The sequence below is a fragment of the Rothia sp. QJM3NY_36 genome, from assembly GCF_056173115.1.
In genome coordinates this window covers 680168-706669 of sequence record NZ_CM149658.1, presented here as the reverse complement: position 1 = coordinate 706669, position 26502 = coordinate 680168, and the positions used below count along the sequence as shown (strand labels likewise).

Here is a 26502-nt window from a genome sequence, read left to right as displayed (position 1 = left end):
CAGAGCCGACGCCGACGAGGCACGGGACGGGCGGGGCACCTCCTTCGGGTGCCCCGCCCGTCCCGTGTGTGCGCGGATCCCCCGGCTCAGCCGGGCATCACGTGCAGGCGGCGGGCAGCCTCGGACAGGGACCCGGACAGGGAGGGGTACACGGTGAAGGTGTCCGCGAAGGAGTCCACGTGGATCTTGTTGTGCACAGCGAGGGACACGGCGAAGATCAGCTCCGAGGCGCGCGGACCCACCACGACCCCGCCGATCACGGTGCCCGAGTACTTGCGGGCGAAGATCTTCACGAACCCGTCCTCCACGGCCATCATCTTGGCGCGGGGGTTGGTGCCCAGCTTCAGCATCACCACATCCGCCTGGTACTTGCCCGCGCGGATCTCCGCCTCGGTGACCCCCACGGTGGCGATCTCCGGGGAGGTGAAGATGTTGGAGGCCACCCGGTGGGACTTCAGCGGGGAGACGGAGTCGCCCATCAGGTGCGCGATCGCGATGCGCCCCTGCATCGCGGCCACCGAGGCCAGCGGGAGCACGCCGGTGCAGTCCCCGGCGGCGTAGACGTTCGGAGCGGTGGTGCGCGAGACGCCGTCCACGGCGATGTGCCCGGACTCGGTGGTGCGCACCCCGGCGGCCTCCAGACCCAGGTCCGCGGTGTTGGGGATCGAGCCCACGGCCATGAGGCAGTGGGACCCGGCGACCTTGCGGCCGTCGTTCAGGGTCACCACCACCCCGTCCTCGGTGCGCTCCACGGCCTCGGCGCGCGAGCGCGGCATGACCTGCAGCCCGCGGCGCTCGAAGACGTCCTCCAGCACCTGGGCGGCGTCCTCATCCTCCCCCGGCAGCACCCGGTCCCGGGAAGAGACCAGGGTGACCCGCGAGCCCAGGCCCCGGTAGGCGGAGGCGAACTCGGCGCCGGTGACCCCGGAGCCGACCACCACGAGGTGCTCGGGGATGGTCTCCAGGCGGTACAGCTGGGTCCAGTTCAGGATCCGCTCCCCGTCCGGGGCGGCGGTGGGGATCTCCCGGGGGTGGGCCCCGACCGCCAGCAGCACGGCCTCGGCCTCCAGCTCGTAGCTGAGCCCGTCCGCGTCGGTGACCTGCACGGTGTGCGCGGACAGCAGCTTCCCGGTGCCGTCCACGACCTTGACCCCGGCCTTCTCCAGGGAGCGGCGGATGTCCTTGGACTGCTCGGCGGCCAGGCGCAGCAGGCGCCGGTTCACCTTGTCCATGTTGACCTCCAGCTCCACGAGCTCATCGCCCTTGCGGGTGCGGATGCCCAGGGCCGGAGCCTCGGAGAAGCGGTTCATGGTGTCCGCGGAGGCGATCAGCGTCTTGGAGGGCACGACGTCGGTCAGCACGGCCGAGCCGCCCAGGCCCTGGCGCTCGATGAGGGTGACGTCCGCCCCGAGGGTCGCCGCGACGAGGGCGGCCTCGTAGCCGCCGGGTCCGCCGCCGATGACGAGCAGGCGCTGGGGTGCGAAGGATTCGTTCTGGCTCACACGCCTCATCCTCGCGCATCCACGCCCTGTCACCAAACCTCCGCGCACGCCGCGCGCGGCCGTGGAGTGCGGGCCTGACGCGGGGCCCGGCTGATACCGTGGTGGGGTGAACGACGACGCCGCGCAGCTGCCCTCCTCGCACCCCGATTTCCCGCCGAACCGCGCCGCCCGCGAGGCCGCGGAACGCCTGGCCGAGATCACGGGGGTGCCCCGCCACGATGTGGCCCTGACCCTGGGCTCCGGGTGGGGGGAGGCCGCCGAGCTGATCGGGGAGACCACCCACGAGATCCCCGCGGACCAGATCCCCGGCTTCCATGCCTCCGGGGTCGCCGGGCACAGCGGGACCCTGCGCTCGATCCGCACCGAGGACGGGCGCCGCGCCCTGGTGATCGGCGCCCGCACCCACTTCTACGAGGGCCGGGGCGTGCACGCCGTCGTGCACGGGGTGCGCACCGCGGCCGCCGCGGGGGCCCGGACCATGATCCTGACCAACGGGTGCGGCGGCCTGCAGCCCGACTATGCCCCGGGCCAGCCCGTGCTGATCCGCGACCACCTCAACCTCACCGCGGCCTCCCCGCTGGTGGGGGCGCACTTCGTGGACCTCACCGACCTGTACTCCCCGCGGATCCGGGAGATCGCCCGGGAAGCGGATCCGTCCCTGGCCGAGGGCGTGTACCTGCAGCTGCCCGGACCGCACTACGAGACCCCCGCGGAGATCCGCATGGCCCGCACCCTGGGGGCGGATCTGGTGGGGATGTCCACGGCCCTGGAGGCCATCGCCGCGCGCGCCGCCGGCATGGAGGTCTTCGGGATCTCCCTGGTCACCAACCTGGCCGCGGGGATCTCCGCCTCACCCCTGTCCCACGAGGAGGTCCTGGCCGAAGGCCGGGCCGCCGGCCCCCGCATCTCGCGCCTGCTCGCGCAGATCGTGGCGGGCCTGAGCTCCTGATTCGGGCTCCGCACGAGCCACCCGCACACCGCCACCATCGAGGAGAGCACCGCCATGTCCGATCTCGCCGCCCTGACCGAGCAGGTCGAAGGCTGGGTGGAGTCCGATCCGGACCCGGAGACCCAGCGGGAGCTACTGGACCTGCTCTCCCGTGCCGAGGACGATCCCGCAGCCGCCCGGGAGCTGACCGAGCGCTTCTCCGGAACCCTGGGCTTCGGCACCGCGGGCCTGCGCGCGGCCCTGGGCGCCGGCCCGATGCGGATGAACCGCGTCGTCGTCGCGAAGGCCGCCCACGGGCTGGCCGCGTACCTGACCGGGCGGGCCGAAGAGGAGAGCTGGGGTGCGCCGCGCGCGGTCATCGGCTACGACGCCCGCCGCAAGTCCCAGGTCTTCGCCCGGGACACCGCCGCGATCTTCACGGCCGCGGAGATCGACGCGTACCTGCTGCCGCTGCCCCTGCCCACCCCGGTGCTGGCCTGGGCGCTGCGGCTGCTGAAGGCCGACGTCGGGGTCATGGTCACCGCCTCGCACAACCCGGCGCAGGACAACGGGTACAAGGTCTACCTCGGCGGGCACGCCGTGGACGCCGCCGGGGACGGAGCCCAGATCGTCCCGCCGTATGACGCCGAGATCGCCCGGTGCATCGAGGCGGCCCCCGATGCCGATCGGATCCCCCGGGCCGACGAGGGCTGGACGGTGCTGCCCGAGCGGATCGCGCGCGACTACGAGCACCAGGTCTGCGATCTGCTGCCGGGCTTCGCCCCCTCCCGCCGGGACCTGTCCGTGGTGCTGACCCCGATGCACGGGGTCGGCGGGGAGGTGGCCTCGATGGCCCTGTCCCGCTGCGGCTTCGACCAGCTGAGCGTGGTCCCGGAGCAGGCCCTGCCGGACCCGGCCTTCCCCACCGTCGCCTTCCCCAATCCGGAGGAGCCCGGGGCGATGGATCTGGCCCTGCGGCTGGCCGAGACCCGCGGGGCGGACCTGGTGATCGCCAACGACCCCGACGCGGATCGGGCCGCTTTCGCGATCCCCATCCCGGCCGACCGGGCGCAGGGGGTGGGGCGCATCAGCCCCGTCGCGCCGGACTGGCGGATCCTGCGCGGGGATGAGATCGGGGCGATCCTCGGGCAGGTCATGCTCGAGCGGATCCCGGCGGGTCAGGCCCAGTCCGCGGCCTTCGCCTCCTCGATCGTCTCCTCCCGGCTGCTCGGGGCGATGGCCGCGGCGCGCGGGGTGCGCCACGTGCAGACACTGACCGGCTTCAAGTGGATCTCCCGGGTGCCCGGGCTGGTGTACGGCTACGAGGAGGCGCTGGGCTACTGCGTGGCCCCGCAGCTGGCCCGGGACAAGGACGGCATCTCCGCGGCCCTGCTGCTGGCCGACTGCGCCGATCGGCTCAAGGGGCAGGGTCGGACCCTGCTGGACGTGCTGGATCGGCTGCACACCGAGCACGGGGTGCACGCCACGGACCAGCTCTCCGTGCGAGTCGCCCAGCTGGAGCTGATCCGGGAGATGATGCTGCGCCTGCGGGCGCAGACCCCGCGGCAGCTGGCAGGCTCCCCCGTGGTGGCCGTGGAGGACCTGCGGGACGGGCTGGCCGGCCTGCCGCCCACGGACGCGCTGCGGCTGCTGACCGGGGACGGCTCACGGGTGATCGTGCGGCCCTCCGGGACCGAGCCCAAGCTCAAGTGCTACCTGGAGACCGTGGAGCCGGTCTCCGGGGATCTCCCGGCCGCCCGCGCCCGGGCCGCCGAGCGTCTGGCCGCGGTGCGGGCGGATGTCGCCGCAGCCCTCGGGATATGATCTGGAACACAGGCCGTTGAGCATCCATCACCGCACAGAGACCGAGGACCCCATGGACACCGAACTCGCCGCCATCATCGACCACACCCTGCTCGCCCCGGATGCCTCCGCCGAGCAGGTGCGCCGCGTGTGCCAGGAGGCCATCGAGTACGGCTTCGCGGCCGTGTGCGTGAACCCCGTGTGGGTGCCGCTGGTCGCCGCGCAGCTGGCCGACGCCGCCCCCCGCACCTGCGCCGTCGTCGGCTTCCCCCTGGGCGCCAGCACCACGGCCTCGAAGGTCTTCGAGGCCCGCGAGGCCGTCGCGGAGGGGGCCCAGGAGATCGACATGGTCATCGACATCGCCACGGCGATCGCCGGGGACGAGACCGCGCTGACGGAGCAGATCCGCGCCGTGCACGAGGCCGTGGCCGAGGGCGGGGCGATCCTCAAAGTCATCATCGAGGCCTGCCTGCTCACCGACGAGCAGAAGACCCTGGCCTGCCGGGCCGCCGTGGCGGCCGGCGCGGAGTTCGTGAAGACCTCCACGGGCTTCTCCACCGGCGGGGCCACCGTCGAGGACGTGCGCCTGATGCGCGCCGCGGTCGGCCCCGACATCGGGGTCAAGGCCTCCGGCGGGATCCGCTCCCGCGTGGACGCCCTGGCCATGATCGGCGCGGGCGCGAACCGCATCGGCGCCTCCAAGGGCCCGGCCCTGGTCTCCGCGTCCTGACCTGCGCCCCGCCCCGGGGCCTCCCTATACTGGGGTCAGACGCATCACCCCGGTCTCGCGCGCACATCGCCATCCGATGCCGACGGCGGGACCCATCATCACGAGAAGGACGGAAGGCACCATGTCCAGCACCACCCACGCCGAGACCGGACGCACCGCGCAGACGGGGCAGCGCCGCGACGGCGCCACCCGGGTCCGCACCTACTCCGGTCAGGGGCACCTGGCCTCGAACATCCTGACCTTCATCCTGTGCTTCGCCTTGCTGTGCGGCTCCCTGGTGCTGTTCTCCTACTGGATCTCGGATCCCAAGGCCGGACCCGTGTTCGTCCTCGGTCTGGCCGCCTACGCGGTGACCTTCCTGATCCCGCTGTGGCTGCTCAACAGCGGCACCCGCAAGCACGCCGTGAGCGGGCGGGCCACCATGCAGGATCCCGCCTGATCCCAGCCCGACGCCGTCGCCTCGGCGCACGGCCGGGTGCGGCACCCGCGCGAAGGCCCCCTGACCGGATCCGGTCAGGGGGCCTTCGCGCACCCGGAGGAGCGGCGGACGAGCTCGCCGTCCGGGCGGGACGCGCGGGCGGCGAGCTCGCGCCGGGCGCTCAGGCGAGGATCGCGTCGATGAACTCCCGGACCCAGGCCAGGATCTGCCCGTCCACCAGATCCTTCCCGCCCACCGGCGCCGTCTTGGGCTTGGGCACCAGGATCTGCCGGATCTCGGTGCCCGGCACAGGCTTCACGAGCGCCCCCGGATACATCCTCTCCAGGCGCATCCGCCGGGAGTCCGGCAGGTCCACCGGGTGGAAGCGGATCTTGGAGCCCATGGTCATGATCTCGCTCAGGCCCGCGGCCCGGGCGCGGATGCGCAGCCGGGCGATGGCCAGCAGGTTCCGGGCCGGCTCCGGCAGCTCGCCGTAGCGGTCGGCCAGCTCCGCGGCCACCTCGTCCACGGCCTCGTCGGTCGCGGCCGCGGCGAGGTTGCGGTAGGCCTCCAGGCGCAGCCGCTCCCCCGGCACGTAGTCGTGGGGCAGGTGCGCGTCCACCGGCAGCTCGATCTTCATCTCCGCCGGGGCCGCCTCCTCCTTCTCCCCGCGGAAGTCGGCCACGGCCTCGCCCACCAGACGCAGGTAGAGGTCGAAGCCGACCCCGGCGATGTGCCCGGACTGCTCCCCGCCGAGCAGATTCCCGGCCCCGCGGATCTCCAGGTCCTTCATGGCCAGCTGCATCCCGGCGCCGAGCTCATTGTGGGCGGCCACGGCCTTCAGCCGCTCCAGGGCCACCTCCCCCAGCGGCTTCTCCGGCGGGTAGAGGAAGTAGGCGTAGGCCCGCTCCCGGCCGCGTCCCACGCGCCCGCGCAGCTGGTGCAGCTGGGACAGCCCGTAGTGGTCGGCCCGATCCACGATCAGCGTGTTGGCGTTGGAGATGTCCAGGCCGGTCTCCACGATGGTGGTGCACACCAGCACGTCGAAGCGCTTCTCCCAGAAGTCCACGATGATCTGCTCCAGCCGCGCCTCGCTCATCTGCCCGTGGGCGACGGCGATGCGCGCCTCCGGGACCAGTCGCTGCAGGTCCGCGGCGGTGCGGTCGATCGAGGAGACCCGGTTGTGCACGAAGAACACCTGGCCCTCGCGCATCAGCTCCCGGCGGATCGCGGCGGCCACCTGCTGGTCCGTGCTGGGCCCGACGAAGGTGAGCACCGGGTGGCGCTCCTCCGGCGGCGTCGCCAGGGTGGAGGTCTCCCGGATCCCGGTCAGGGACATCTCCAGAGTGCGCGGGATGGGGGTCGCGGACATCGCCAGCACGTCCACGTTGGTGCGCAGGGTCTTCAGCTTCTCCTTGTGCTCGACGCCGAAGCGCTGCTCCTCGTCGATGATCACCAGGCCCAGGTCCTTGAACTTCACGGCCTGGGAGAGCAGCCGGTGGGTGCCGATGACGACGTCCACGGAGCCGTCGGCGATCCCGGCCTCCACGGCCTGGGACTCCTTGGGCGTCTGGAACCGGGACAAGGTCGCCACCCGCACTGGGAAACCGGAGAACCGCTCGGTGAAGGTCTCGGTGTGCTGCTGGGCCAGCAGGGTCGTGGGCACCAGGATTGCGACCTGCTTGCCGTCCTGCACGGCCTTGAACGCGGCGCGCACGGACACCTCGGTCTTGCCGTAGCCGACGTCCCCGGAGATCAGCCGGTCCATCGGCGTCTCCTTCTCCATGTCCGCCTTGACCTCGTTGATCGTGGTCAGCTGATCCGGGGTCTCGATGTAGGGGAAGGCGTCCTCCAGCTCCCGCTGCCAGGGGGTGTCCGGGGCGAAGGCATGCCCGCGGGAGGCCATGCGCGCGGAGTACAGGCGGATCAGGTCCGCGGCGATCTCCTTGACGGCCCTGCGCGCCCGGGACTTGGTCTTGGCCCAGTCCGAGCCGCCCATCTTGGACAGGGTCGGGGCGTCCCCGCCGACGTAGTTGGTGACCTGGTCCAGCTGGTCCGTGGGCACGAACAATCGGTCCTTCGGGGCCCCGCGCTTGGCCGCGGCGTACTCCAGGACCAGGTACTCCTTCATCGGCTTGGGCTGACCGGGCTTGACCATGGCCCCGGCGATGGGCCGCTGGATCAGCTCGACGAAGCGGCCGATGCCGTGCTGCTCGTGCACCACGTAGTCCCCGGCCTTCAGGGCCAGCGGGTCCACGGCGTTGCGACGGCGCTTGGCCGGCAGCTTGCGCATGTCCCTGGTGGTGTACGGGCTGGCCCGCCCGAGCACGTCCGCCTCGGTGAGGAAGGCGATCTTCGCCTCCTCGAGCACGAAGCCGGTGCCGTGGGCGGCGGTGGTCAGGGCGATGACCCCGGGAGCCGGAGGTTCGGTGAGGTCCTCGTGGATCGCGGCGGGCAGGTCGGCCTCCCGGAACAGCTCGGCCAGGCGCTTCAGCGGTCCGGGGCCCTCGGTCACCGCGACCACCTGCCACTGCTCGCGCACGTGCTGGGCGACGACGTCGAGCAGGGCCTGCACGTCCCCGGCGAAGGTCAGGGGTGCGCGCACCGCGATGGTGAGGGTGTCGGCGTCGTCCTCGATGGCCTCGTCCACGCCCAGGCTCGTGATGGCCCACCAGCCGATCCCGGCCTCCAGGGCCTGGGCCCGGGCCTCGGCGACGTCCATGAAGGAGCCCGCGGCCAGGCCCGTCTCCTGCAGGTCGATGGGCGCGGCCTGCCCGTCGGAGGCCTGCTCCCATGCGGCCAGCAGGAACTCCTGATTGGTGGCCACCAGATCCGCGGCGCGGGTGCGGATCCGCTCCGGCTCGCACAGCACCGCCAGGGAGCCGGCCGGCAGGGAGGCGACGAGGGTGGTCATGGCGTCCACCAGCAGCGGCGCGAGGGACTCCATGCCCTCCACGTAGATGCCGCCGGCGATCCGCTCGAGCATGGACTCCTCGCCCGGCAGGGAGTCCTTCAGCTTCGCGGCCCGGGACATCACGGCCGGGGTGATGAGGATCTCCCGGCACGGCGGGGCGATCAGCTCCTGCGGGTCCCGCCCGTGCTGGGGGGTGAAGGTGCGCTGATCCGCAACGGCGAACCACCGCATCTGCTCGACCTCATCCCCGAAGAACTCGATGCGCACCGGGTGGTCCTCCACCGGGGAGAACACGTCCAGGATGCCCCCGCGCACCGCGAACTCCCCGCGGCGGGTCACCAGATCCACCCGGGAGTAGGCGGCATCGGACAGGGCCTGCACGGTCTGCTCGAAGTCCCGCTCCTCCCCCACGGCCAGGCGCACCGGGCGCATCGCGTCCAGGGAGGCGGCGATCGGCTGGAGCACGGAGCGGATGGGGGCGATGACCACCCGCGTGCCATCCCGCTCCTCGGCCAGCCGGCGCAGCACGGCCAGGCGCTGGCCCACGGTGTCCGAGCGCGGGGAGAGCCGCTCGTGCGGCAGGGTCTCCCACGCAGGGAAGCGAGTCACGGCCTCCTCCGGCAGGTAGGAGCCCAGGACCGCTTCCAGGTCCTCGGCCTCCCGGTCCGTGGCGGTCACGGCCAGCACGACGGGCGCGTGTCCGTCCGCGCGCCCGCTGGCGGCGTCCGCGGCGGCCAGGCCGTCCGAGATCTGCGCGACCAGCGGGGCGCGCAGCCCCTCGGCGGCGCCGATGACCGTCTCCGCGGAGCGCTGCGCGGCGGGCACGGAGGCCTGGCGCAGCACGTTGGCGAAGGTGGGCTCCTGGGACAGCGCGGTGCGCAGACCGGTCAGGCTCATGGTGTCGGAATCCTCACGAGGGCGGGCGAGCGGAAACGGGGAACCTCACCAGGCTAGTCCCCGTCCCGCGGCGCGGGAACGGGATTGCTCGCCCGGCGAACGGCGGGACGGGCGGCGCCCGGGCGGGCGCAGCCGTGATCGGATGCACGTCCCAGGGGTGGCGTCTGCCGGTTTGGAGTAGCATCATGGGCACTGGAACAACTGAATACTGCGGTGCCCGCGAGCTCGGGGGAGCTCAGGGCGCCGTCTGTCGCATCATCTAGGGGGAAGAATGCGCAGGAGCATCATCGCTCAGCACCCGTCGACGCCGTCTGCGTCGGCTCATCCACATCTCACCGCCGCCCCGCGGGGCGGGTCCGCCCGCGTGCGGGGACGCGCCCGGGCGGCGCTGCCGCTGTGCGCCGGGCTGGCGCTGGCCGGCCTCGTCGTCGGTCCGGCTCAGGCGGATCAGGACACCGCGGCCCCGGCCGCGCAGTTCGCGCCCAGCACGCCGAGCAAGCACATGCGCCAGGACGGCGCCCGCGTGCTGTCCACCGTGGACCTGCCCGGCCCGCTCACCGACCTGCGCCTGGGCGACTCGCCGCTGGACGCCCAGCTGGACTGCTCCAGCCTCACCGTGCAGCAGGGCGCCAGCTCACAGGGACGGCTGCCGGAGGCCTGGAGCACGGTGCAGCCCTCCGCGGTGGACTGCCGGGACTCCGGGTTCGTCCTGGGCCTGCCGGACGTTCCCGAAGGGCAGGTGCTGCGCATCACCTACAGCGCCACCCACGCCCCCGGGGCCACCGAGGCCCTGAACCGCTACGAGGTGAGCAGCCGGGAGGCCAGCGGCGCCTACACCGCGACCCTGGCGCTGACGGCGCCGGACAGCGTGCCCGGACCCAGCGCCAGCCCCTCCCCGTCGGCCACCACCCCGACCGGCCCGCAGCCCACGCCCTCGGCGACGGCCACCCCGTCCCCGAGCGCCTCCGCCACTCCGTCGCCCCGTGCCACGCCCTCCGCGTCGAGCACGCCGTCGGAGGCGGCCACGCCCTCCGGCGCGAGCACGCCCTCGCCCTCGGCCAGCACCTCCGCCGTGCCCTCCGCTCCGGTCACCCCGGAGGCCGGGGGCTCGAGCACGCCCTCGGCCTCCACCAGCACGGCCGCGGCCCCGGCGCCCACCTCCGCCGGCCCCGGGGATCGCATCCCGACCCTCGGCGAGCAGGCCCAGCCCGCGGCCGGCACGACCGCGGAGCAGCCGACGTCGAGCACCGCGTCGTCCGGTGAGCGGCTGGCCTCCACCGGCGCCGCCGTCACCGGCTGGAGTATCCTCGGCGTCGGCCTCCTGGCCCTGGGCGGGGCCCTCCTGGTCCTCGCCCGCCGGCGTCGGCTGAACCGCCGGGACGCCTGAGGCCGTCCTCCGGACGCGGCGGCGGGCGGGGCCCGCCGCCGCACCCGGACTCGGGCCTCCGCCGGGAGCCCGCCGGTCATCGCCGGCATCACCGCTCGCGCACCGGGCGCCCCTCCCTGCCGCACGACCGGCCGGGAGCCGGCCATCGCATCACATCGCACGTCTTCTCAGGGGGAATCCATGACGGAGCACCACCATCCCGTCGCCCGCACCCGCCGGATCGCGGTCGGGGTCCTGATCCTGGCCCTGGTCCTCGGGTTCGGTCTCTGGTGGGCGCTGGCCCGCACCGGAGCGGACCACGAGGCCGGCGACGCCGAGGCATCGGAGACGGCCGCGGCCTCCGCGGATCCCTCCCACCCGTCCGCGCAGGCTTCGGCCTCCCCGCAGCCCTCGGCCCCGGCCACCGCGATCGCCGATCCCGAGGCCCCCAAGGACAGCTTCACCGACGCCCCCGCCCCGCAGGACGCCGAACCCCAGGCCCTGGACGCCGCCCTGGCCGCCCAGGAGAAGGCCGCCGGGAAGCAGGCCCAGGAGACCGAGGACTCCGCGGACGCTGGGGAAGCGGACCCGGAGGAATCCGCGCCCGGCGCGCAGGAGCTGGCCCAGCACCTCAGCGGGTCCGCCCTGGAGGAGGCCCTCGCGGAGCTCAGTGAGGCGCGGGCCAACGGCTGGCGCATCGAGGGGCGGCCCCGCGTGGTCGGGCAGCCCCGGATGCGCACCCTCGAGCACGACGGCGCCCCCGCCCGCCAGCTGGCCGTCTGCCTGGACTCCAGCGACGTGAAGGTCCTGGACCAGGCCGGCAAGACGCTGGGCACCGGCTCCGGACCGGAGCGGGTCCTGAATCTCTACACCCTCGTCCAGCAGGACGGCACCTGGATGGTCGCCGAACACGCCCTGCCAGCGGACACCGCCTGCTGAGCCGAAGCCCGGCCACCGCGCTCGGGCCCCGGGCCCGCCGGCCCGGCCCCCACGTTGCACACCCATCACACACCACCTCACCCGAAACGAGGCCCCCATGTCCCGACTCCTCTCCGGCCGCCGCCGGAACCACCCGGCCGAGTCCTCCTCGGCCCCGGGCCGCCGCCTGCGCCTGAGCGCCGCCGGAGCCCTCGCCCTGCTGGTGGCCCTGCCCCTGGGCGCCGCCCCGGCCACCGCCGCCCCGTCCGAGGCGGATGGCCGTTCCCAGGAGACCGCCGCGGCCTCCTGCTGGGAAATCAAGCAGAACGACCCCTCCGCGAAGTCCGGGACCTACTGGCTGTGGACCCCGCAGCTGCCGCAGCCGCAGCAGTTCCACTGCGACCAGGAGACCGACGGCGGCGGCTGGGTCATGATCGGGCGCGGCCGCGAGAACTGGAAGGAGACCTACGCCGGCACCGGCTCCGCCCAGGACATCGCGGACACCCCGGACGGCACCGGCGCCTTCTCCACCGCCCAGCTGCCCTCCACCACCGTGGACGCCCTGCTGAACGGGCAGGCCCCCACCGAGCTGTCCGACGGCATCCGCCTGCGGCGGGCCCTGGACACCTCCGGCAGCCAGTGGCAGGAGGTGCGGATGCAGCGCAAGTACTCCCCGCGCTGGACCTGGACCTTCCGCTCCCAGACCCCCCTGACCTCCTTCTCCTTCGACAACCCCTCCTCCGGCAGCTCCTGCAGCTGGTGGCAGATCTTCTGCGGCAGCGGCTCCTCGTACGGCTCCGACTACTCCACCTCGCGCCCCACCGCGGATCAGACCACCGAGTACTTCGGCCAGCCCGGCAACCGCGCCTACAACCGGGTGCTCTTCCGGGAGTCCAAGGACCAGGGCTACGTGACCGGCTTCGGCTACGACCGTAGCGTGCGCCCCGGATCCGTCTCCTCCGGCGTCGGGCAGAACCCGTCCTCCTACCTCTGGTCCGAGACCAACGGCTGGGCCCAGCCCTTCACCCAGATGTACCTGCGCCCCAAGGTGCGCAGCAGCGACCTCGCCGGTCTGCAGACCGCCGAGAACGGCTCCTACACGGCCTCGGACCGCCGCGAGCTGCCCAACAGCGGCGCGGAGAAGACCTCCTGGGGCGCCACCGGCTACGCCAACGGCACCCGCACGGAGATGAACACCCAGGTCCAGGCCTTCGCCGAGGTGGACGGCACCGTCTTCGTGGGCGGGAACTTCGCCAAGCTCAACCGCGGATCCGATGCCGGCGAGAGCTTCGACCAGTCCTACCTGGCTGGTCTGGACCGGGACACCACCGCTCCCCGGCAGGAGTTCCGCCCCCGCCTGGACGGGCAGGTCAAGGCCATGGCCGTCGTGGACGGCAAGCTCGCCATCGGCGGGGAGTTCACCCACGTGAACGGCGAGGACCGTCCGGGCTTCGCCGTGCTGGACCCGCGCACCGGAGCGCTGGATCCCGCCTGGTCGGACGTGCGCCTGGAGAACCGCACCAAGACCGGCGTGGTGCAGGTCAAGGCGATGGACGTGCGCGAGGGCTCCCTGTACCTGGCCGGCGCGTTCACCCACACCACCGGACCGGACACCCCAGCCGTCTGGGCGCGCAACGCGGTGCGCATCGGCATCGCCGACCGGAAGCCGGACCGGAACTGGAACCCCAACTTCAACGGCACGGTCAACGGCATCGGCGCCAGCACGGACGGCGAGCGCGTCTACGCCGCCGGGTACTTCAGCCGCTCCAAGGACAGCTCCGCCTTCCGCCTGGCCGCCGTGAACGCCTCGGACGCCGTGCAGCCCCGGGAGTGGAACTACAAGCCCAGCTACACCCCGGCCTCCCCGGATCAGGTCATGTGGGGCTTCCAGTTCGACGTCCAGGACACCGATGAGGGCCAGGTCTGGGTCGGCGGCACCGAGCACATGCTGCACCGCTACGACTCCCGGACCCTGCAGCGCACCGGCTCCAACATCACCCGCGACGGCGGGGACTTCCAGTCCCTGTCCTCCTCCGGGCGCACCCTGTACGGCTCCTGCCACTGCGGGGATTGGACCTACCAGGGCGCCCAGTACCACTCGCAGAACGACTCCGCCTGGGATGTGGCCGATGAGATCAGCCTGATCGGCGCCTGGGATGAGCAGACCGGGAGCTACCTGCCCGAGTTCAACCCGGATCTGAAGGGCCCCGGCGGCTGGGGCGTGTGGTCCAGCTTCACCGACTCCCGCGGGGTCCTGTGGGCCGGGGGCAGCCTGGATCGCTCCGTGTCCGTGTCCGGCTCCTCTCAGTGGAGCGGCGGATTCGTCCGCTTCGCCCCCCGGGATGTGCAGCCGCCGGCCGTGCCGCAGTCCGTGGCCGTGACCGCCGGTGAGCGCGACGCCGTCACCTGGGCCCCCGTGGCCGAGAAGAACGTCACCTACCAGGTCCTGCGCGACGGCAGGGTGATCGGCTCCACCCGGGAGAACCGCCTGGAGGTCTCGCATCGAGACGGCGCCCGGTACGCGGTGCGAGCCATGGACTCGGCCCAGAACCACTCGGCCACCCTGGTTCCCGTCGCCGCCGGGCAGAAGCCGGAGGAGGAGCAGGCCCCGCAGACCCCGGAGCCCACGCCCACCCCCGAGGAGCAGACCTCCGCCTCCCCGGAGGAGCAGCCCAGCCCCTCGGCCTCCGAGCAGGCCTCCGCCGAGCCCGAGCCGAGCGCCTCCGCCTCCCCCGAGGAGCAGACCACGGCCGAGCCCACCCCCTCCGCCACCGAGCAGCCGCGGGAGACCGCGCTGGTCGAGGAGTCCGACGAGTGGGAGTACCGCCAGGCCGAGACCGCCTCGGATCCCTCCTGGAACACCGATGATCCCGCGCAGGAGGACGGGTGGCACCGGGGCACCGCTCCCCTGGGCTGGGGCTCGAAGGATCTGGGCACCACCCTGGAGCGCGCCGCCTCCAAGCCGCTGACCACCTACTACCGCAAGACCGTCCGGCTGGAGAAGGGCCACGGGGATCTCCGGCTGCGGACCTGGGCCGATGACGGCCTGCTGCTCACGGTCAACGGCAAGGAGGTGCGCCGGGAGAACCTGCCCGACGGGAAGATCACCCTGAGCTCCTATGCCACCGCCGCTCCCCGCACGGGCGCGGCCCGAAAGAGCCCGATCACCGTGACCATCCCCGCCGAGGATCTGCCGGAGGAGGGGGAGATCGTGCTGGGCGCCGAAGTCCACGCCAACTACCGCTCCACCCCGGATTCCAGCTTCGGCCTGACCGCCGCGCTCCTCGCGCCCGCGGGTGCCGCCGAGGATCAGGAGGACGCCCGATGAGCCGCTCCCAGACCGACCGTCCCGGCTTCGCCGAGACCCTCCGAGCCCTCAACGGCGCCCAGAAGCCCGGGCACGGCGTGCCCGCCTACACCCGGTGGGTCAACCGCCGGGCGGCCCGGGTCTTCGCGGCCGGCGCCGTGGCGCTGGGGATCGGCCCCAACGGGGTCACCGCGGTCTCCGCTCTGCTGTCCGCCGGGGCCATCGCGGTGCTGCTGCTGGCCGATCCCACGGTGCTCACCGCCGTGATCGCGGCCCTGCTGTTCGCCCTGGGATACGCGATGGACTCCGCCGACGGCCAGGTGGCTCGGGTCACCGGGGCCTCCTCGCCCGGCGGGGAGTGGCTGGACCACGTCGTGGACTCCGTGCGCGTGCCCGCCATCCACCTGACGGTGGCCGTCGGGTTCCTGCGCCACCCCGAGCACTTCCCCGGCCACGGCTGGGGCTCGGCCTGGATGCCGCTGCTGTTCTGCGTGGTGGCGGTGGGCCACTTCATGAGTCAGATCCTCGCCGAGCAGCTGCGGCGCACCCGCCGCACCGCCGCGCCCTCCTCGGGCGGGACGCTGCGCTCCTTCCTGAACCTGCACATGGACGCGGGCACGCTGTGCTGGATCTTCCTCCTGTGGGGCTTCGGCACCGTGTTCGTCATCGCCTACGGCCTGCTGCTGGCCGCGACCGTCCTGACCGTGGCCGTGTCCATGCGCCGCAAGTACCAGTCCCTGAACACCCCGGGAGATCCCTCATGAGCACCCTGCCCCGCGTCACCGCGGTGATCGCCACCATCGGACGTCCGGAGCTGCTGCGCCGGGCCGTGCGCTCCCTGCTCGCCCAGGACTACCCGGGGGAGGTCGAGGTGATCGTCTCCTACGACCACATCGCCATCGACCCCCTCGAGGACGTGGCGGTGCCCGCCGGGCGCACCCTGCGCACCGTCGCCAACCAGCACCGCCAGGGGCTGGCCGGCGGACGCAACACCGGGGCGCAGCTGGGCACCGGGGAGCTGATCGGGTTCTGCGACGATGACGACGAGTGGCTGCCCGGCAAGCTCGACGCGCAGGTGCGGCTGTGGCGCGAGCACCCGGAGGCCGCGGCCGTGTCCTGCTCGGTGCTGCTGCGCAGCGACGGACGGGACCATCGGATGCTCGCCCCCGCCCGCGCCGAGTTCGAGGACCTGCTGCGGGACCGGGTGGCGGCCCTGCACTCCACCTCCACCATCTACCGGCGGGAGGACCTGCTGCCCGGCGGGGCCATCGGCCCCTTCGACGAGGAGCTGCCCGCCTCCTACGGGGAGGACTACGACTTCCTGCTGCGCACGGCCCGCACCGGCCCCATCCTCAGCGTCACCGCTCCCCTGGTGCGGGTCCTGTGGGATCGTCCCTCCTTCTTCGCCCGCCGCTGGGAGAACATGGCCGCCGGTCTGACGTACCTGCTGCGCAAGTTCCCGGAGTTCGAGTCCAGCCCGCGCGGGCTGGCCCGCATCGCCGGGCAGGTGGCGTTCTGCCACGCCGCCGCCGGACACCGCGGCCGGGCGCGCACCTGGGCGCGGGCGGCCCTGCGCCGGGATCCCCGCCAGCTGCGCGCTTGGGCCGCCCTGGTGGTGGCCGCCGGCGTCATCTCCGGGGAGACCCTGGTGCGGTGGGTGGAGAAGACCGGGAAGGGGCTGTGACCCCTTGACCGCATCCGCCGCCGTGCGCCCCGCCGCCGAGGCCTCCGCTGCCCGCCCCCGTCCTGCCGCCGGCGGGCGGGCCCTGCCGGCGTGGCCGCTGCTGGGTCTGATCTGGGGCTACCCGGTCCTGTGGGCGCTGGGGCTGTCCCAGTTCGCCCCCACGGTCCTGTGCCTGCTCATGCTCGCGCTGCTCCTGCTGCGCGGGCACCTGCGGGTGCTGCCCGGCCTGTGGGCCTGGGGGGCGCTGCTGCTGTGGATGCTGGGCTCGACGGCGATGCTCGGCTCGGCCACGGACCTGATCGGCTGGGGCATGCGCTTCACCGTCGTGCTCAACGCCGGGATCTGCGCGCTGTACTACGCCAACGCCCGCGAGACCCTCGGCCCGGATGCGGTGCTGCGTGCCCTGTCCGGGCTCTGGGCGGCCTGCGTGCTGCTGGGCTGCCTGGGCCTGGCCTTCCCCGAGGCGCGCCTGAGCACCCCGATGGGCGCCATCATGCCCGGCGGGCTGCTGTCCAACGACCTCGTGCACGACTACGTCGCTCCCCGCCTGACCGAGACCCAGCAGCCGTGGGGCGCTCCGGCCCCCTACATCCGCCCCTCCGCACCGTTCGTCTACGCCAACAGCTGGGGACTGGCCTACGCCCTGCTCACCCCGGTGGTGGTGGCCCGCCTGCTGCGCGGGGCGCGGCTGCGCGTGGTCCTCTGGTACGCGGGCCTCGGCGCGCTGTCCGTGATCCCGGCCCTGGCCTCCAGCAACCGGGGCATGTTCCTCGGGCTGGGTCTGTGCGTGCTGACCGTCTGGATCCGGGCCGGACTGCGCGGCCGGTGGGCCGCGGTGGCCGCGGGCGGGCTGGGGCTGCTGGCCGCCGGCATCGCCCTGTTCGCCTCCGGCGCCGCGGGCTCCGTGCTCGCCCGCCAGGAGTACAGCGACTCCACGGGCGGGCGCAGCGCCCTGTACCGGGCCACCTGGGAGCGCTCCCTGGAATCTCCCCTCCTGGGCCACGGCACCACCCAGATGGAGCCCTCCGTCGGCGTCTCCCTGGGCACCCAGGGCTACCTCTGGACACTCCTGTTCTGCTACGGGTTCGTCGCCGCGGCCCTGTTCCTGTGGTTCCTGCTGGGCGCGGTGCTGCGCTGGGCGCGGCCCGTGGGCACCAGCGGCCTCTGGCTGCACGCCGTGCTGGTCTCCTGCTGCCTGATGTTCGTCTTCTACTCCTTCGACACCATGCAGATGATCACCCTGCTGCTCCTCACTGCCCTGCTGGGCCGCGCCCGTCTGGACGGTGATCCGCTGTGAGCACCCGCCGTCCCTCCCTCGCCCGCTCCGGGGCCCTGTCCTCGGTGTTCGTCCTGTACGGGGCCGCCGCGGCCTTCGCCGCCTCGCTGATCGTCTCCAACGCGATCGGCGAGCGCGGGGCCGGCAGCTTCTTCAACATCATGGCCCTGTTCACCATCGCCACCTCCTTCAGCGTCTTCGGCGCGGACACCGGCCTGGTGCGCACGGTCTCCGCCCAGACGGCTCGCCCCGGCGGCACCCCGGTGCGCGATCTCGTGCGCTTCGCCGCCGGGCCCGTCCTGCTGCTGTCCGCGCTCACCGGTCTGGCCGGGGTGGCGTGGAGCCTGCTGGCCCCCGACGCCGGGGAGGCCACCCGCACCGCGGTGCGCATCGCCGCGCCCTTCCTCGTGCTGGCCGCGGCCATGACCCTGGTCTTCGGCGTCCTGCGCGGGGACCAGCAGGTGGTGCGCTTCACCGCCCTGCAGAACGGACTGCTGCCCACCCTGCGCGTGGGCGCCGTGGGGGCGGCCGTCCTGCTGGGCGGGTCCATGGGGCTGCTGGCCGCGGCCTGGACGGTGCCCGTGCTCGTGGTGCTGGCCGTGGGCCTGCCCCCGGTGCTGGGAATCCTGCGCCGGGACGACGCCCGCCACCAGCCCGGGGTCCCGGCCTCCGAGCACCGGGAGACCCGAGCCTCCTTCTGGAGCTTCAGCTCCGCCCGAGGGGTGGCCGCCCTGGTGGAGGCCGTCCTCGAATGGGTGGACGTGATCGTGGTCGGGGCGGTGATGGGCCTGGCCGCCTCCGGGATCTACGGGGCGGTGAACCGGTGCGTGCGCGTGGGAGTCATGGTCGAGCACACCGCGCGCGTGGTCACCGGACCGGCCATCAGCGCCGCCCTGGCCTCCGACGCCCTGGAGCGGGCCCGCCGGATCTTCGTGGACACCACGCGGGCCCTCGTGATGCTCGCCTGGCCGTTCTACCTGACGCTCATGCTCTTCGGCCCCGGGATCCTCGGGATCTTCGGTGCCGGCTTCCCCCTGGGCGCCCAGGCTCTGGTGATCATCTGCCCGGCCATGATGCTGGCGATGTCCGCCGGCGGCGTGCAGTCCGTGCTGCTGATGGCCGGGCGCTCCCGGTGGCAGCTGTACAACAAGCTCTCCTCGCTGGCCGCGGCCGTGGCGCTGAACCTGACGCTGGTCCCCCTGTGGGGGCTGCGCGGGGCGGCTACGGCCTGGGCCGCCGCCGTGCTGATCGACTGCGGTCTGGCCGCCGAGCAGGTGCACCGGCGCCTCGGCATCCGCGCCCGGCCCGCCGAGCTGCTGCCCGCCGCCGGCCTCGCCCTGGGGGTGGTGGGCCTGGGCGGGCTGCTGGTCCGCCTGCTGCTCGGCCCCGGCCTGGTGGGGCTGCTCGTGCACGCCGTCGCCGTGTGCGGGGCGTACCTGGCGCTGCTGTGGATCCTGCGCCGCCCCCTCGGCCTGGAGGCCTTCCTCTCCGCCCGCCGACGCACCGGATGAGCCGAATGCCGATGCCCGACCCCCGAACCGACCCTCCCGTCCCCGTACCTCCTGGAGAACCGATGACCATCCATCCCGCTCCCGCCTTCGCCGAGGCCGTTCCCACCGCCGGCGAGCAGGCCCGCCGCGTGCTGCGCCGGTGGCCCACCCTGCTCCTCGTCTGGGGCCTGGTCCTGCTCCTGGCCCTGCTCCTGGGTCTGCTGACCCCGCGCAGCTACACCGCCTCCACGGAGGTCCGGGTGGATCCGCTGAGCTCCGTGGTCACCGCCGCCCCGTCGGCCGGCCAGAAGGTGGAGATCGCCACCGAGCGCAAGATCGCCGCCTCCGAGGAGGTGGCCCGCCGCGCCCACGAGCAGGAGAAGCGCTTCGGCACCCAGCAGCTGCGCTCGCACGTCTCGGTCTCCTCGGACACCGGCACTTCCGTGCTGACCTTCGAGGCTCACGCCGAGGACGCCGGACAGGCCGCGGACATGGCCGACGCCCTGGCCCAGGCCTACCTCGACCAGCGGGCCGAGGACGTGGACCAGGCCGTGGACGAGGCCGTGCGGCACCTGGACGAGCAGATCGGCGGACTCTCCCCCGAGGCGGACGAGCAGCAGGTGCGCCGGCTGCGCGAGGCCCGGGCCCAGGCCCTGGCCGCCCCCCGCCAGGCCGGCGCCGTGATCACCCCGGCCGATCAGGACGAGCACTCCTCCTCCCCCGGCCTGGCCTACTACCTGCTGGCCGGGCTGATCGGCGGCTTCCTCCTGGGCGTGGTGGCCGCCGCGGTGCGGGACCGCACCGATCCCCGGGTCGCCTTCCCCGACCGGGCCGCCCAGATCCTGGACGCCGAGGTCCTGGAAGCCGACGCGCAGGACCTGCCGGAGCAGACCGCGCTGCTGTGGCGCCGGTGGGGCCTGCGCCCCGGCGTGCAGCCGGGCTCCGCGACCGTGCTGAACCTGCCCGCCGACGAGTCCATCGGGTGGCTGGTGGCCGATTCCCTCCAGGAGACCAGCGGGGCCGAGACGCACCACCTGAGCCTGACGGGGGTGGACGCCCGCACCGCCGAGGAGCTGGACCGCAGCCAGCGCCTGATCCTGGCGCTGAGCCCCACCACCCGGCGTCGCGCCCTGCGGCGCCTGGCCGCCGCCTGCCGCCGCGCGGACCTGGAGGTGGACGCCGTCATCCTGCTCCGCTGATCCGCTGAACCGCCGCCTCACCGCCTCCGAAGGAGAACCACCATGAAGCTCATGCTCGTCGCCTCTGCCGGCGGCCACCTCGCCCAGCTGCTGGCGCTCAGGTCCCTGTGGGAGCACCACGACCGAGCGTGGGCCACCTTCCGCCTGCCCGAGGTGGAAGCCGCCCTCAGCGGGGAGACCGCCTACTGGGTGCACCACCCCACCACCCGGAACCTGCCCAACGCCGTGCGCAACCTGCGCCTGGCCTGGCGCTCCCTGCGCCGGGAGCGACCCGACGCCGTGATCTCCACCGGCGCCGCGGTCTCCGTCTCCTACTTCATCGCCGCCCGCCTGCTGGGCATCCCGACGGTGTTCATCGAGGCCTACGACCGCATCACCATGCCCACGCTCAGCGCCCGCCTGTGCTACCCGTTCTGCGACCTGTTCGTCGTGCAGTGGGACCAGCAGCAGGAGGCGTTCCCCGAGTCCGTCAACATCGGCGCCGTGCTGTGAGCGCGCCGTCCGAGGAGGTTGCCATGTCCGCCGCAGAACCCGTGACCGATCCCGCCGTGCGGGAGTACGACCTCGTCGTCTCCCTCGGCACCGACCACCACCCCTTCGACCGGCTCCTGGACTGGTGCGAGGACTACGCCCTCGCCCGGCCGGGCACCCGGTGCCACATCCAGCACGGCTTCACGAAGGCGCCGCAGCGCTGCACCGGGGTGGAGCGGATGCCGCGCGAGCAGCTGCTGGAGACCTACCGCGGCGCCGCCGCCGTGCTCGTGCAGGGCGGCCCCGGCTCCATCCTCGACGCGCGGGAGGCCGGCATCGTGCCCGTGGCCGTGCCCCGGCGCCAGGACCTGGGCGAGGTGGTGGACGACCACCAGATCCAGTTCACCCGGATCATGGCCGAGCAGGGCGAGGCCGTCATGGCCACCTCCCGGGAGGAGCTGTTCGACGCCCTGGACCGGGCCCTGGCCCAGCCCGAGGCCTTCCGCACGGCCCCGCGCCTGCCCCACCCGGAGCAGGCCGCCCGCAAGCTGGAGGACTCGCTGACCACGCTGCTGGAGGCCCCGAGCCCGCCCCGCCGGCGCTTTCCCCGGCGGCTGATGCAGCTGCTCTCCCGCCCCGTCCGCCCGCTTCCCGAGAACCGCTGAAGGAGTCCCCATGACCATCGGATACGCCGCCGGAGCCTTCGACCTGTTCCACATCGGCCACCTCAACATCCTGCGGGAGGCCAAGCAGCGCTGCGACCACCTGATCGCCGGCGTGGTCTCCGACGAGATGCTGGAGCTGACCAAGGGTCGGGCGCCGATCATCCCGCTGGAGGAGCGGATGGAGATCGTCAGCCACATCAGCTACGTGGACCAGGTGCACCCGGAGACCGTCGAGGACAAGCTGGAGACCTGGGAGCAGCTGCACTTCGACGTGTTCTTCAAGGGCGATGACTGGAAGGGCACGGACCGCGGCCGAGACCTGGAGCGGCGCTTCGCGGAGGTCGGCGTGGAGGTGGTGTACTTCCCGTACACCCGCCACACCTCCAGCACCAAGCTGCGCACCGCGCTGGAGCTGCTGAGCCGGGAGGCGCAGGTATTCAATGCCTGAGACCCTGCCGACGGCCTCCCCCCGCGGGCTCGGGGAGCAGCCGGGACTGACCACCGCCCGCATGTCCTGGCATCGCAAGGCGGAGCGGCTGCTCAGCGTGACGGATCTGCTGGTGCTGATCGCCGCCGTGGCCGGGGCCCAGCTGCTGCGCTTCGGGCTGGCCCGTACCCGGCTGCTGGACGGGGCCGGCGCGGAGACGATCTCCTACACCCTGTTCTCGGCGCTGCTCGTGCTGGTCTGGTGGGCGGCCCTCGGCGTGGGCGGGGCCCGGCAGGCCAAGATCCTCGGCGCCGGCAGCGAGGAGTACCGGCGGGTCGTGCGGATCTCCCTGTGGCTGTTCGCCGCCCTGGCCGTGCTGGCCTACATCAGCCGCACGGACCTCGCCCGCGGCTACGTCATCCTGGCCGCGCCCCTGGGCATCGCCCTGCTGCTGCTGAGCCGCTGGATGTTCCGGGTGGCCCTGGTGGCCTGGCGACGCCGCGGCCGGGCTCGGATCAAGACCCTGCTCATCGGGGATCTGCCCTCGATCGGCCACCTGGACCGGCGCCTCGTGGAGGCCTCCAACTACGGGTACACGCCCGTGGGGGCCTACCCCGCCGGACACGAGCTGCCGGAGCGCGGCCTCCTGCCCGGCACGGACCTGCCGCTGCTGGGCACGGATCCGGAGCCGGAGGCGGTGATGGCCGTGGTCCGCGAGCGCGGGGCCGACGTCGTCGCCATCTCCTCCGGGCACCTGCTCACCCCGCGGCAGCTGCGCCGGCTCGGGTGGATGCTGGCCCAGGAGCACGTGGGACTGGCCATGGCCCCGGCGCTGACCGACATCGCCGGTCCGCGCCTGCAGATGCAGCCGCTGAACGGGATCCCCCTGGTCCACGTGCACACCCCGCGCATGGGCGGCGGCACCGCGGCCGTCAAACGCGGGATGGACGTGGTGCTCAGCGCCCTCGGTCTGCTGGTCCTGGCCCCCGTGTTCCTCCTGCTCGGACTCCTGATCAAGGCGGACTCCCCCGGCGGCCCGGTGTTCTTCCACCAGGAGCGCATCGGCCGGGAGGGCCGCCCCTTCCGGATGCACAAGTTCCGCTCCATGGTCCCGGACGCGGACCGGCTGCGCCAGCAGCTGGCGCGGGAGGGCGCCGGGAACGAGGTGCTGTTCAAGATGGCCGACGACCCCCGGATCACCCGGGTGGGGAAGGTGATGCGCAAGCTCTCCCTGGACGAGCTGCCGCAGCTGTGGAACGTCCTGGTGGGTGAGATGTCCCTGGTGGGTCCGCGCCCCCCGCTGCCGGAGGAGGTGGCCGCCTACGAGCAGGACATGTACCGGCGGCTCATGGTCAAGCCCGGGATCACCGGCCTGTGGCAGGTGGGCGGACGCTCGGACCTGTCCTGGGAGGAGTCCGTGCGCCTGGATCTGTACTACGTGGAGAACTGGTCCGTGACCGGGGACCTGCTGATCCTGGCCCGCACCGTGAAGGCGGTCTTCGCCGGGGCCGGCGCGTACTGAGGGCTTGGGTAGACTGCCTGGCATGAGCATTCACGAGACCACCTCCATCAACGCCCCGGTGGGCAAGGTCGTGCAGGCCTACGCCTCCGAGGACTTCGCCCGCCACGTCAGCCAGCAGGCCGGCGTGCAGTTCGAGAGCTTCTCCGTGGACGGGGACACCGCCGGTGCCTTCACCGTCACCACGGTGCGCTCCGTGGGCGGGGACAAGATCCCCGGCTTCGCCCAGAAGTTCATCAAGAACGGCGTGACCCTCACCCAGAAGGACCTGTTCAAGGCCCCCGGCGCGGACGGCTCCCGGGACGTGGAGACCTCCGTGAGCGCCGGTGCCGTGCCGGTCTCGGCGAACCTCACCCAGAAGCTCACCGCCGAGGGCGAGAAGACCCAGGTGGCCCTGGAGGGCGAGGTCAAGGCCAACATCCCGCTGGTCGGCAAGAAGCTGGCCCAGGCCGCGGAGCCGTACATGTCCAAGGCCCTGACCCTGCAGAGCCGCGAGGCCGAGCACTGGATCAACAAGTAGACTCGATCACCTGCACCGACGACGGCGCCGACGCCCACCCGCGCGGCGCCGTCGTCGTCTCCGCACCACCACACCGCACCATCCGCAGGCGCCGTCCGCGGAGCACGCACGGAGGGAACCCATGGTCACCACACTGGAAGAGGAAGGCTACAGCGCAGGGAGGATCGCGGACCGGCTGCGCGCCGGGAACACCGGAGGCCTGCTGCTGCTGGCCGCGATGCTGCTCGGCCTGATCTTCGCCAACAGCCCCCTGGAGGGCCTGTACTTCGGTGCCCGGGACACCCACCTGGGCATCCCCGGGGTGGAGGCGCTGAACCACACCATCGGGGAGTGGGCTTCGGACGGTCTCCTGGCGATCTTCTTCTTCATGACGGGCCTGGAGCTGAAGTCCGAGTTCGTCGACGGTGAGCTGCACGACGTCAAGAAGGCCATCGTGCCCATCACCGCGGCCTTCGGCGGCGTGCTGGTGCCGGCCCTGATCTACGCGGGCATCAACCTGGCCTGGGGCGACGCGCAGACCCTCGCCGGGTGGGCCGTGCCCACGGCCACGGACATCGCCTTCGCGGTCTCCGTGCTGGCGGTGGTGGGCTCCGCCCTGCCGACGGCGGCTCGCACCTTCCTGCTGACGCTGGCCGTGGTGGATGATCTGATCGCCATCGTCATCATCGCCTTCGTCTACTCCGAGGGCGTGCAGTTCGGCTTCCTGGCGGCCAGCATCGTGCCGCTGGCCCTGTTCTGGTTCCTCACCCATCGGTACCCGCGCTTCTTCGCCTTCTCCCCCTGGGCCCCGTGGGTCATCCTGCTGCCCATCGGGGTGCTCACCTGGCTGCTGGTGTACTCGGCGGGGGTGCACGCCACCATCGCCGGGGTGCTGCTGGGCTTCATGGTGCCGGTGCTGCACCGGACCGATCCCCAGCACGGGGAGGCGCCCATCGGCCTGGCTCCGCGCCTGGCCCACCGCTACCAGCCGATCTCCAACGGCGTGGCCATCCCGGTCTTCGCGTTCTTCGCCTCGGGGGTGGCCGTGGGCGGGGTGGACGGCATCGTCTCCGCGTTCACGGACCCGGTGGCGCTGGGCGTGATCTTCGGCCTGGTCCTGGGCAAGACCGCGGGCATCTTCTCCTCCACCTGGCTGCTCACCACCCTCACCCCGGCCACCAAGGACGAGGACCTGAAGTGGCCGGACGTCCTCGGGTTGGCCATGCTGGGCGGCATCGGCTTCACGGTGGCGCTGCTGGTGGCGGAGCTGAGCTTCGGTCTGGGCAGCGCCCACGACGACCACGCCAAGGTGGGCGTGCTCACGGGGTCCTTCCTGGCCGCCATCATCGGCGGGGTGCTGCTGGCCCTGCGCAACGCCCACTACAAGAAGCTGCGCGCCCAGGGCGTGGCCGTGGACACGTTCGACGGGCAGGAGCCGGACGCCGAGCAGGCGCGAGCGGCCCAGGAGCGGGACCGGTACCACGAGGGCGAGAGGGACTGAGGCCGCGGCGGCAGGCCCGGTTGACGGGTTTTCCCACCCCCACATAAGATCTTCGAAGACCACCGTGAGGGCCTCCCTCTGCTCCGGGGGAAACCGGCACCGGGAGGCTTCTTCGCGTGGGGGACACCGAGGAATTCAGGGGGAGATCCATGTCCGTGGACGCACCGCAGTCCGCCCATCCGATATCGCGCCGCACGCTGGCCCGCGGGGCCGCCTGGTCCCTGCCCGCGGTCGCCGCGGCCACCGCCGTCCCGGCCCAGGCCGCCAGCCCGAAGCTGGGCCTGCAGGGCTCGGTGCAGATCCAGCGCAGCTGCCGCAGCAGCACCACCACCATGACCATCGACGGCAGGGGCAGCTACCCCGAGCGCGGCCTGTGGGTGGAGGGGGCGACGTCGGCCACGAAGGTGGCGGACGCCCAGCTGACCCTCTGGTTCCCCACCAGCCTGGGCCGGCTCGGCTGGAGAAACCTGGGCTCCAGCCAGTGGTCCATCAGCTCCGCGCAGCAGGATCCGAACCGTCCCGGCTACTACGCCTACACCCTCACCTACACGGGCGGGTGGTCCTTCAACGCCCAGGGCCAGTACAAGTCCGCGACCGAGCAGCCCTACTTCACGGCGTCCGTGAGCGGCTGCGTGGGCACCACGCCGGTGTACAGCCGACGGGAGGTGACCGTGGACGGGGAGACCTTAGTCATCGAACGCGGCCCCGTCTACGTCTGAGAACGTACCACCGCGCCGGCAGGCGCCAGAGAGCACAGCAGCAGACACCGGACAGCACAGCCAGGAGATGAGCATGGACAGCAGCGAGCAGCAGCACCGGAGCCAGCAGGAGTCGGAGGGGACCGAGCAGGCCACCCCCTCCCCCACGGCGGGCGAACCCACCGCGGAGCAGGAGGAGCAGGTGGGTGAGGACTACCGGTACCCGCCGGAGGTCACCGACGTTCCGATGCACACCGTCCTGATCTGAGTCCCGCGGCGCCCGGCCCCGG

General features: G+C 72.9%; 22 protein-coding genes. 20 read left to right on the top strand and 2 right to left on the bottom strand.

The features are described from left to right. Positions 1-86: 86 nt before the first annotated feature. A complete protein-coding gene (locus tag AC0VXQ_RS03050) occupies positions 87-1511 on the bottom strand; it encodes an NAD(P)H-quinone dehydrogenase (RefSeq protein WP_375542952.1) in 1425 nt (474 codons plus the stop codon). A 97-nt stretch (positions 1512-1608) separates the two neighbouring features. Between AC0VXQ_RS03050 and AC0VXQ_RS03045 the strand changes: the two genes are divergently transcribed. The 4 genes from AC0VXQ_RS03045 to AC0VXQ_RS03030 all read left to right on the top strand — a co-directional run bounded on the left by AC0VXQ_RS03045 (position 1609) and on the right by AC0VXQ_RS03030 (position 5402). Continuing rightward, entirely contained in the window at positions 1609-2451 is an 843-nt protein-coding gene (locus tag AC0VXQ_RS03045; RefSeq protein WP_408015175.1) for a purine-nucleoside phosphorylase, read from the top strand. A gap of 54 nt (positions 2452-2505) precedes the next feature. Next, a complete protein-coding gene (locus AC0VXQ_RS03040) occupies positions 2506-4254 on the top strand; it encodes a phospho-sugar mutase (RefSeq protein WP_055684371.1) in 1749 nt (582 codons plus the stop codon). A 52-nt stretch (positions 4255-4306) separates the two neighbouring features. Further along, the gene (gene deoC / locus AC0VXQ_RS03035; protein ID WP_055684370.1) at positions 4307-4963 is read left to right on the top strand and encodes a deoxyribose-phosphate aldolase; all 657 of its coding nucleotides are present in this window, start codon (positions 4307-4309) and stop codon (positions 4961-4963) included. A 121-nt stretch (positions 4964-5084) separates the two neighbouring features. Next, positions 5085-5402 (top strand): hypothetical protein, encoded by a 318-nt coding sequence (locus AC0VXQ_RS03030; RefSeq protein WP_055684369.1) that lies wholly within the window; start codon positions 5085-5087, stop codon positions 5400-5402. Between the two features lie 160 nt (positions 5403-5562). Here AC0VXQ_RS03030 and mfd read toward each other — a convergent pair whose 3' ends face one another. Then, positions 5563-9192, bottom strand: coding sequence for a transcription-repair coupling factor (gene mfd, locus AC0VXQ_RS03025; protein WP_196826228.1), 3630 nt, complete (start codon positions 9190-9192; stop codon positions 5563-5565). 364 nt (positions 9193-9556) lie between these two features. On the opposite strand from mfd, the gene AC0VXQ_RS03020 reads away from it, so the two are divergent. The 16 genes from AC0VXQ_RS03020 to AC0VXQ_RS02945 all read left to right on the top strand — a co-directional run bounded on the left by AC0VXQ_RS03020 (position 9557) and on the right by AC0VXQ_RS02945 (position 26480). Continuing rightward, complete coding sequence (locus AC0VXQ_RS03020; protein WP_475529098.1) at positions 9557-10579, top strand: LPXTG cell wall anchor domain-containing protein; 1023 nt, start codon at positions 9557-9559, stop codon at positions 10577-10579. Between the two features lie 180 nt (positions 10580-10759). Beyond that, complete coding sequence (locus AC0VXQ_RS03015; protein WP_055684366.1) at positions 10760-11497, top strand: hypothetical protein; 738 nt, start codon at positions 10760-10762, stop codon at positions 11495-11497. A gap of 97 nt (positions 11498-11594) precedes the next feature. Next, complete coding sequence (locus tag AC0VXQ_RS03010; RefSeq protein ID WP_055684365.1) at positions 11595-14804, top strand: fibrinogen-like YCDxxxxGGGW domain-containing protein; 3210 nt, start codon at positions 11595-11597, stop codon at positions 14802-14804. Continuing rightward, a complete protein-coding gene (locus AC0VXQ_RS03005; RefSeq protein ID WP_055684364.1) occupies positions 14801-15547 on the top strand; it encodes a CDP-alcohol phosphatidyltransferase family protein in 747 nt (248 codons plus the stop codon). Before AC0VXQ_RS03010 ends, AC0VXQ_RS03005 begins: the two co-directional genes overlap by 4 nt. Further along, the gene (locus AC0VXQ_RS03000; RefSeq protein WP_058731478.1) at positions 15544-16467 is read left to right on the top strand and encodes a glycosyltransferase family 2 protein; all 924 of its coding nucleotides are present in this window, start codon (positions 15544-15546) and stop codon (positions 16465-16467) included. Before AC0VXQ_RS03005 ends, AC0VXQ_RS03000 begins: the two co-directional genes overlap by 4 nt. A 4-nt stretch (positions 16468-16471) precedes the next feature. Then, on the top strand, positions 16472-17764 hold the full coding sequence (locus AC0VXQ_RS02995) for an O-antigen ligase family protein (RefSeq protein WP_064724922.1): 1293 nt from the start codon (positions 16472-16474) through the stop codon (positions 17762-17764). Further along, entirely contained in the window at positions 17761-19254 is a 1494-nt protein-coding gene (locus AC0VXQ_RS02990) for a lipopolysaccharide biosynthesis protein (RefSeq protein ID WP_055684362.1), read from the top strand. The genes AC0VXQ_RS02995 and AC0VXQ_RS02990 overlap by 4 nt, the downstream gene beginning before the upstream one ends. 62 nt (positions 19255-19316) lie before the next feature. Further along, on the top strand, positions 19317-20432 hold the full coding sequence (locus tag AC0VXQ_RS02985) for a YveK family protein (protein ID WP_058731477.1): 1116 nt from the start codon (positions 19317-19319) through the stop codon (positions 20430-20432). Positions 20433-20474: 42 nt separating this feature from the next. Beyond that, positions 20475-20924, top strand: a complete 450-nt coding sequence (locus tag AC0VXQ_RS02980) for a glycosyltransferase (protein ID WP_055684360.1) — start codon at positions 20475-20477, stop codon at positions 20922-20924. Between the two features lie 23 nt (positions 20925-20947). Continuing rightward, positions 20948-21568 (top strand): hypothetical protein, encoded by a 621-nt coding sequence (locus AC0VXQ_RS02975; RefSeq protein WP_058743462.1) that lies wholly within the window; start codon positions 20948-20950, stop codon positions 21566-21568. A 10-nt stretch (positions 21569-21578) separates the two neighbouring features. Beyond that, positions 21579-22016 (top strand): FAD synthase family protein, encoded by a 438-nt coding sequence (locus AC0VXQ_RS02970; RefSeq protein ID WP_055684358.1) that lies wholly within the window; start codon positions 21579-21581, stop codon positions 22014-22016. After that, positions 22009-23517 (top strand): sugar transferase, encoded by a 1509-nt coding sequence (locus AC0VXQ_RS02965; RefSeq protein ID WP_081046146.1) that lies wholly within the window; start codon positions 22009-22011, stop codon positions 23515-23517. Before AC0VXQ_RS02970 ends, AC0VXQ_RS02965 begins: the two co-directional genes overlap by 8 nt. A gap of 22 nt (positions 23518-23539) precedes the next feature. Further along, positions 23540-24034 (top strand): DUF2505 domain-containing protein, encoded by a 495-nt coding sequence (locus AC0VXQ_RS02960; protein WP_058730626.1) that lies wholly within the window; start codon positions 23540-23542, stop codon positions 24032-24034. A gap of 121 nt (positions 24035-24155) precedes the next feature. Beyond that, on the top strand, positions 24156-25514 hold the full coding sequence (gene nhaA / locus AC0VXQ_RS02955; RefSeq protein ID WP_081046147.1) for a Na+/H+ antiporter NhaA: 1359 nt from the start codon (positions 24156-24158) through the stop codon (positions 25512-25514). A gap of 149 nt (positions 25515-25663) precedes the next feature. Further along, complete coding sequence (locus AC0VXQ_RS02950) at positions 25664-26233, top strand: hypothetical protein (protein ID WP_475529089.1); 570 nt, start codon at positions 25664-25666, stop codon at positions 26231-26233. 73 nt (positions 26234-26306) lie between these two features. Next, positions 26307-26480: a hypothetical protein gene (locus tag AC0VXQ_RS02945; protein ID WP_165590093.1), complete on the top strand. Its 174-nt coding sequence runs from the start codon at positions 26307-26309 to the stop codon at positions 26478-26480. Positions 26481-26502: the final 22 nt, after the last annotated feature.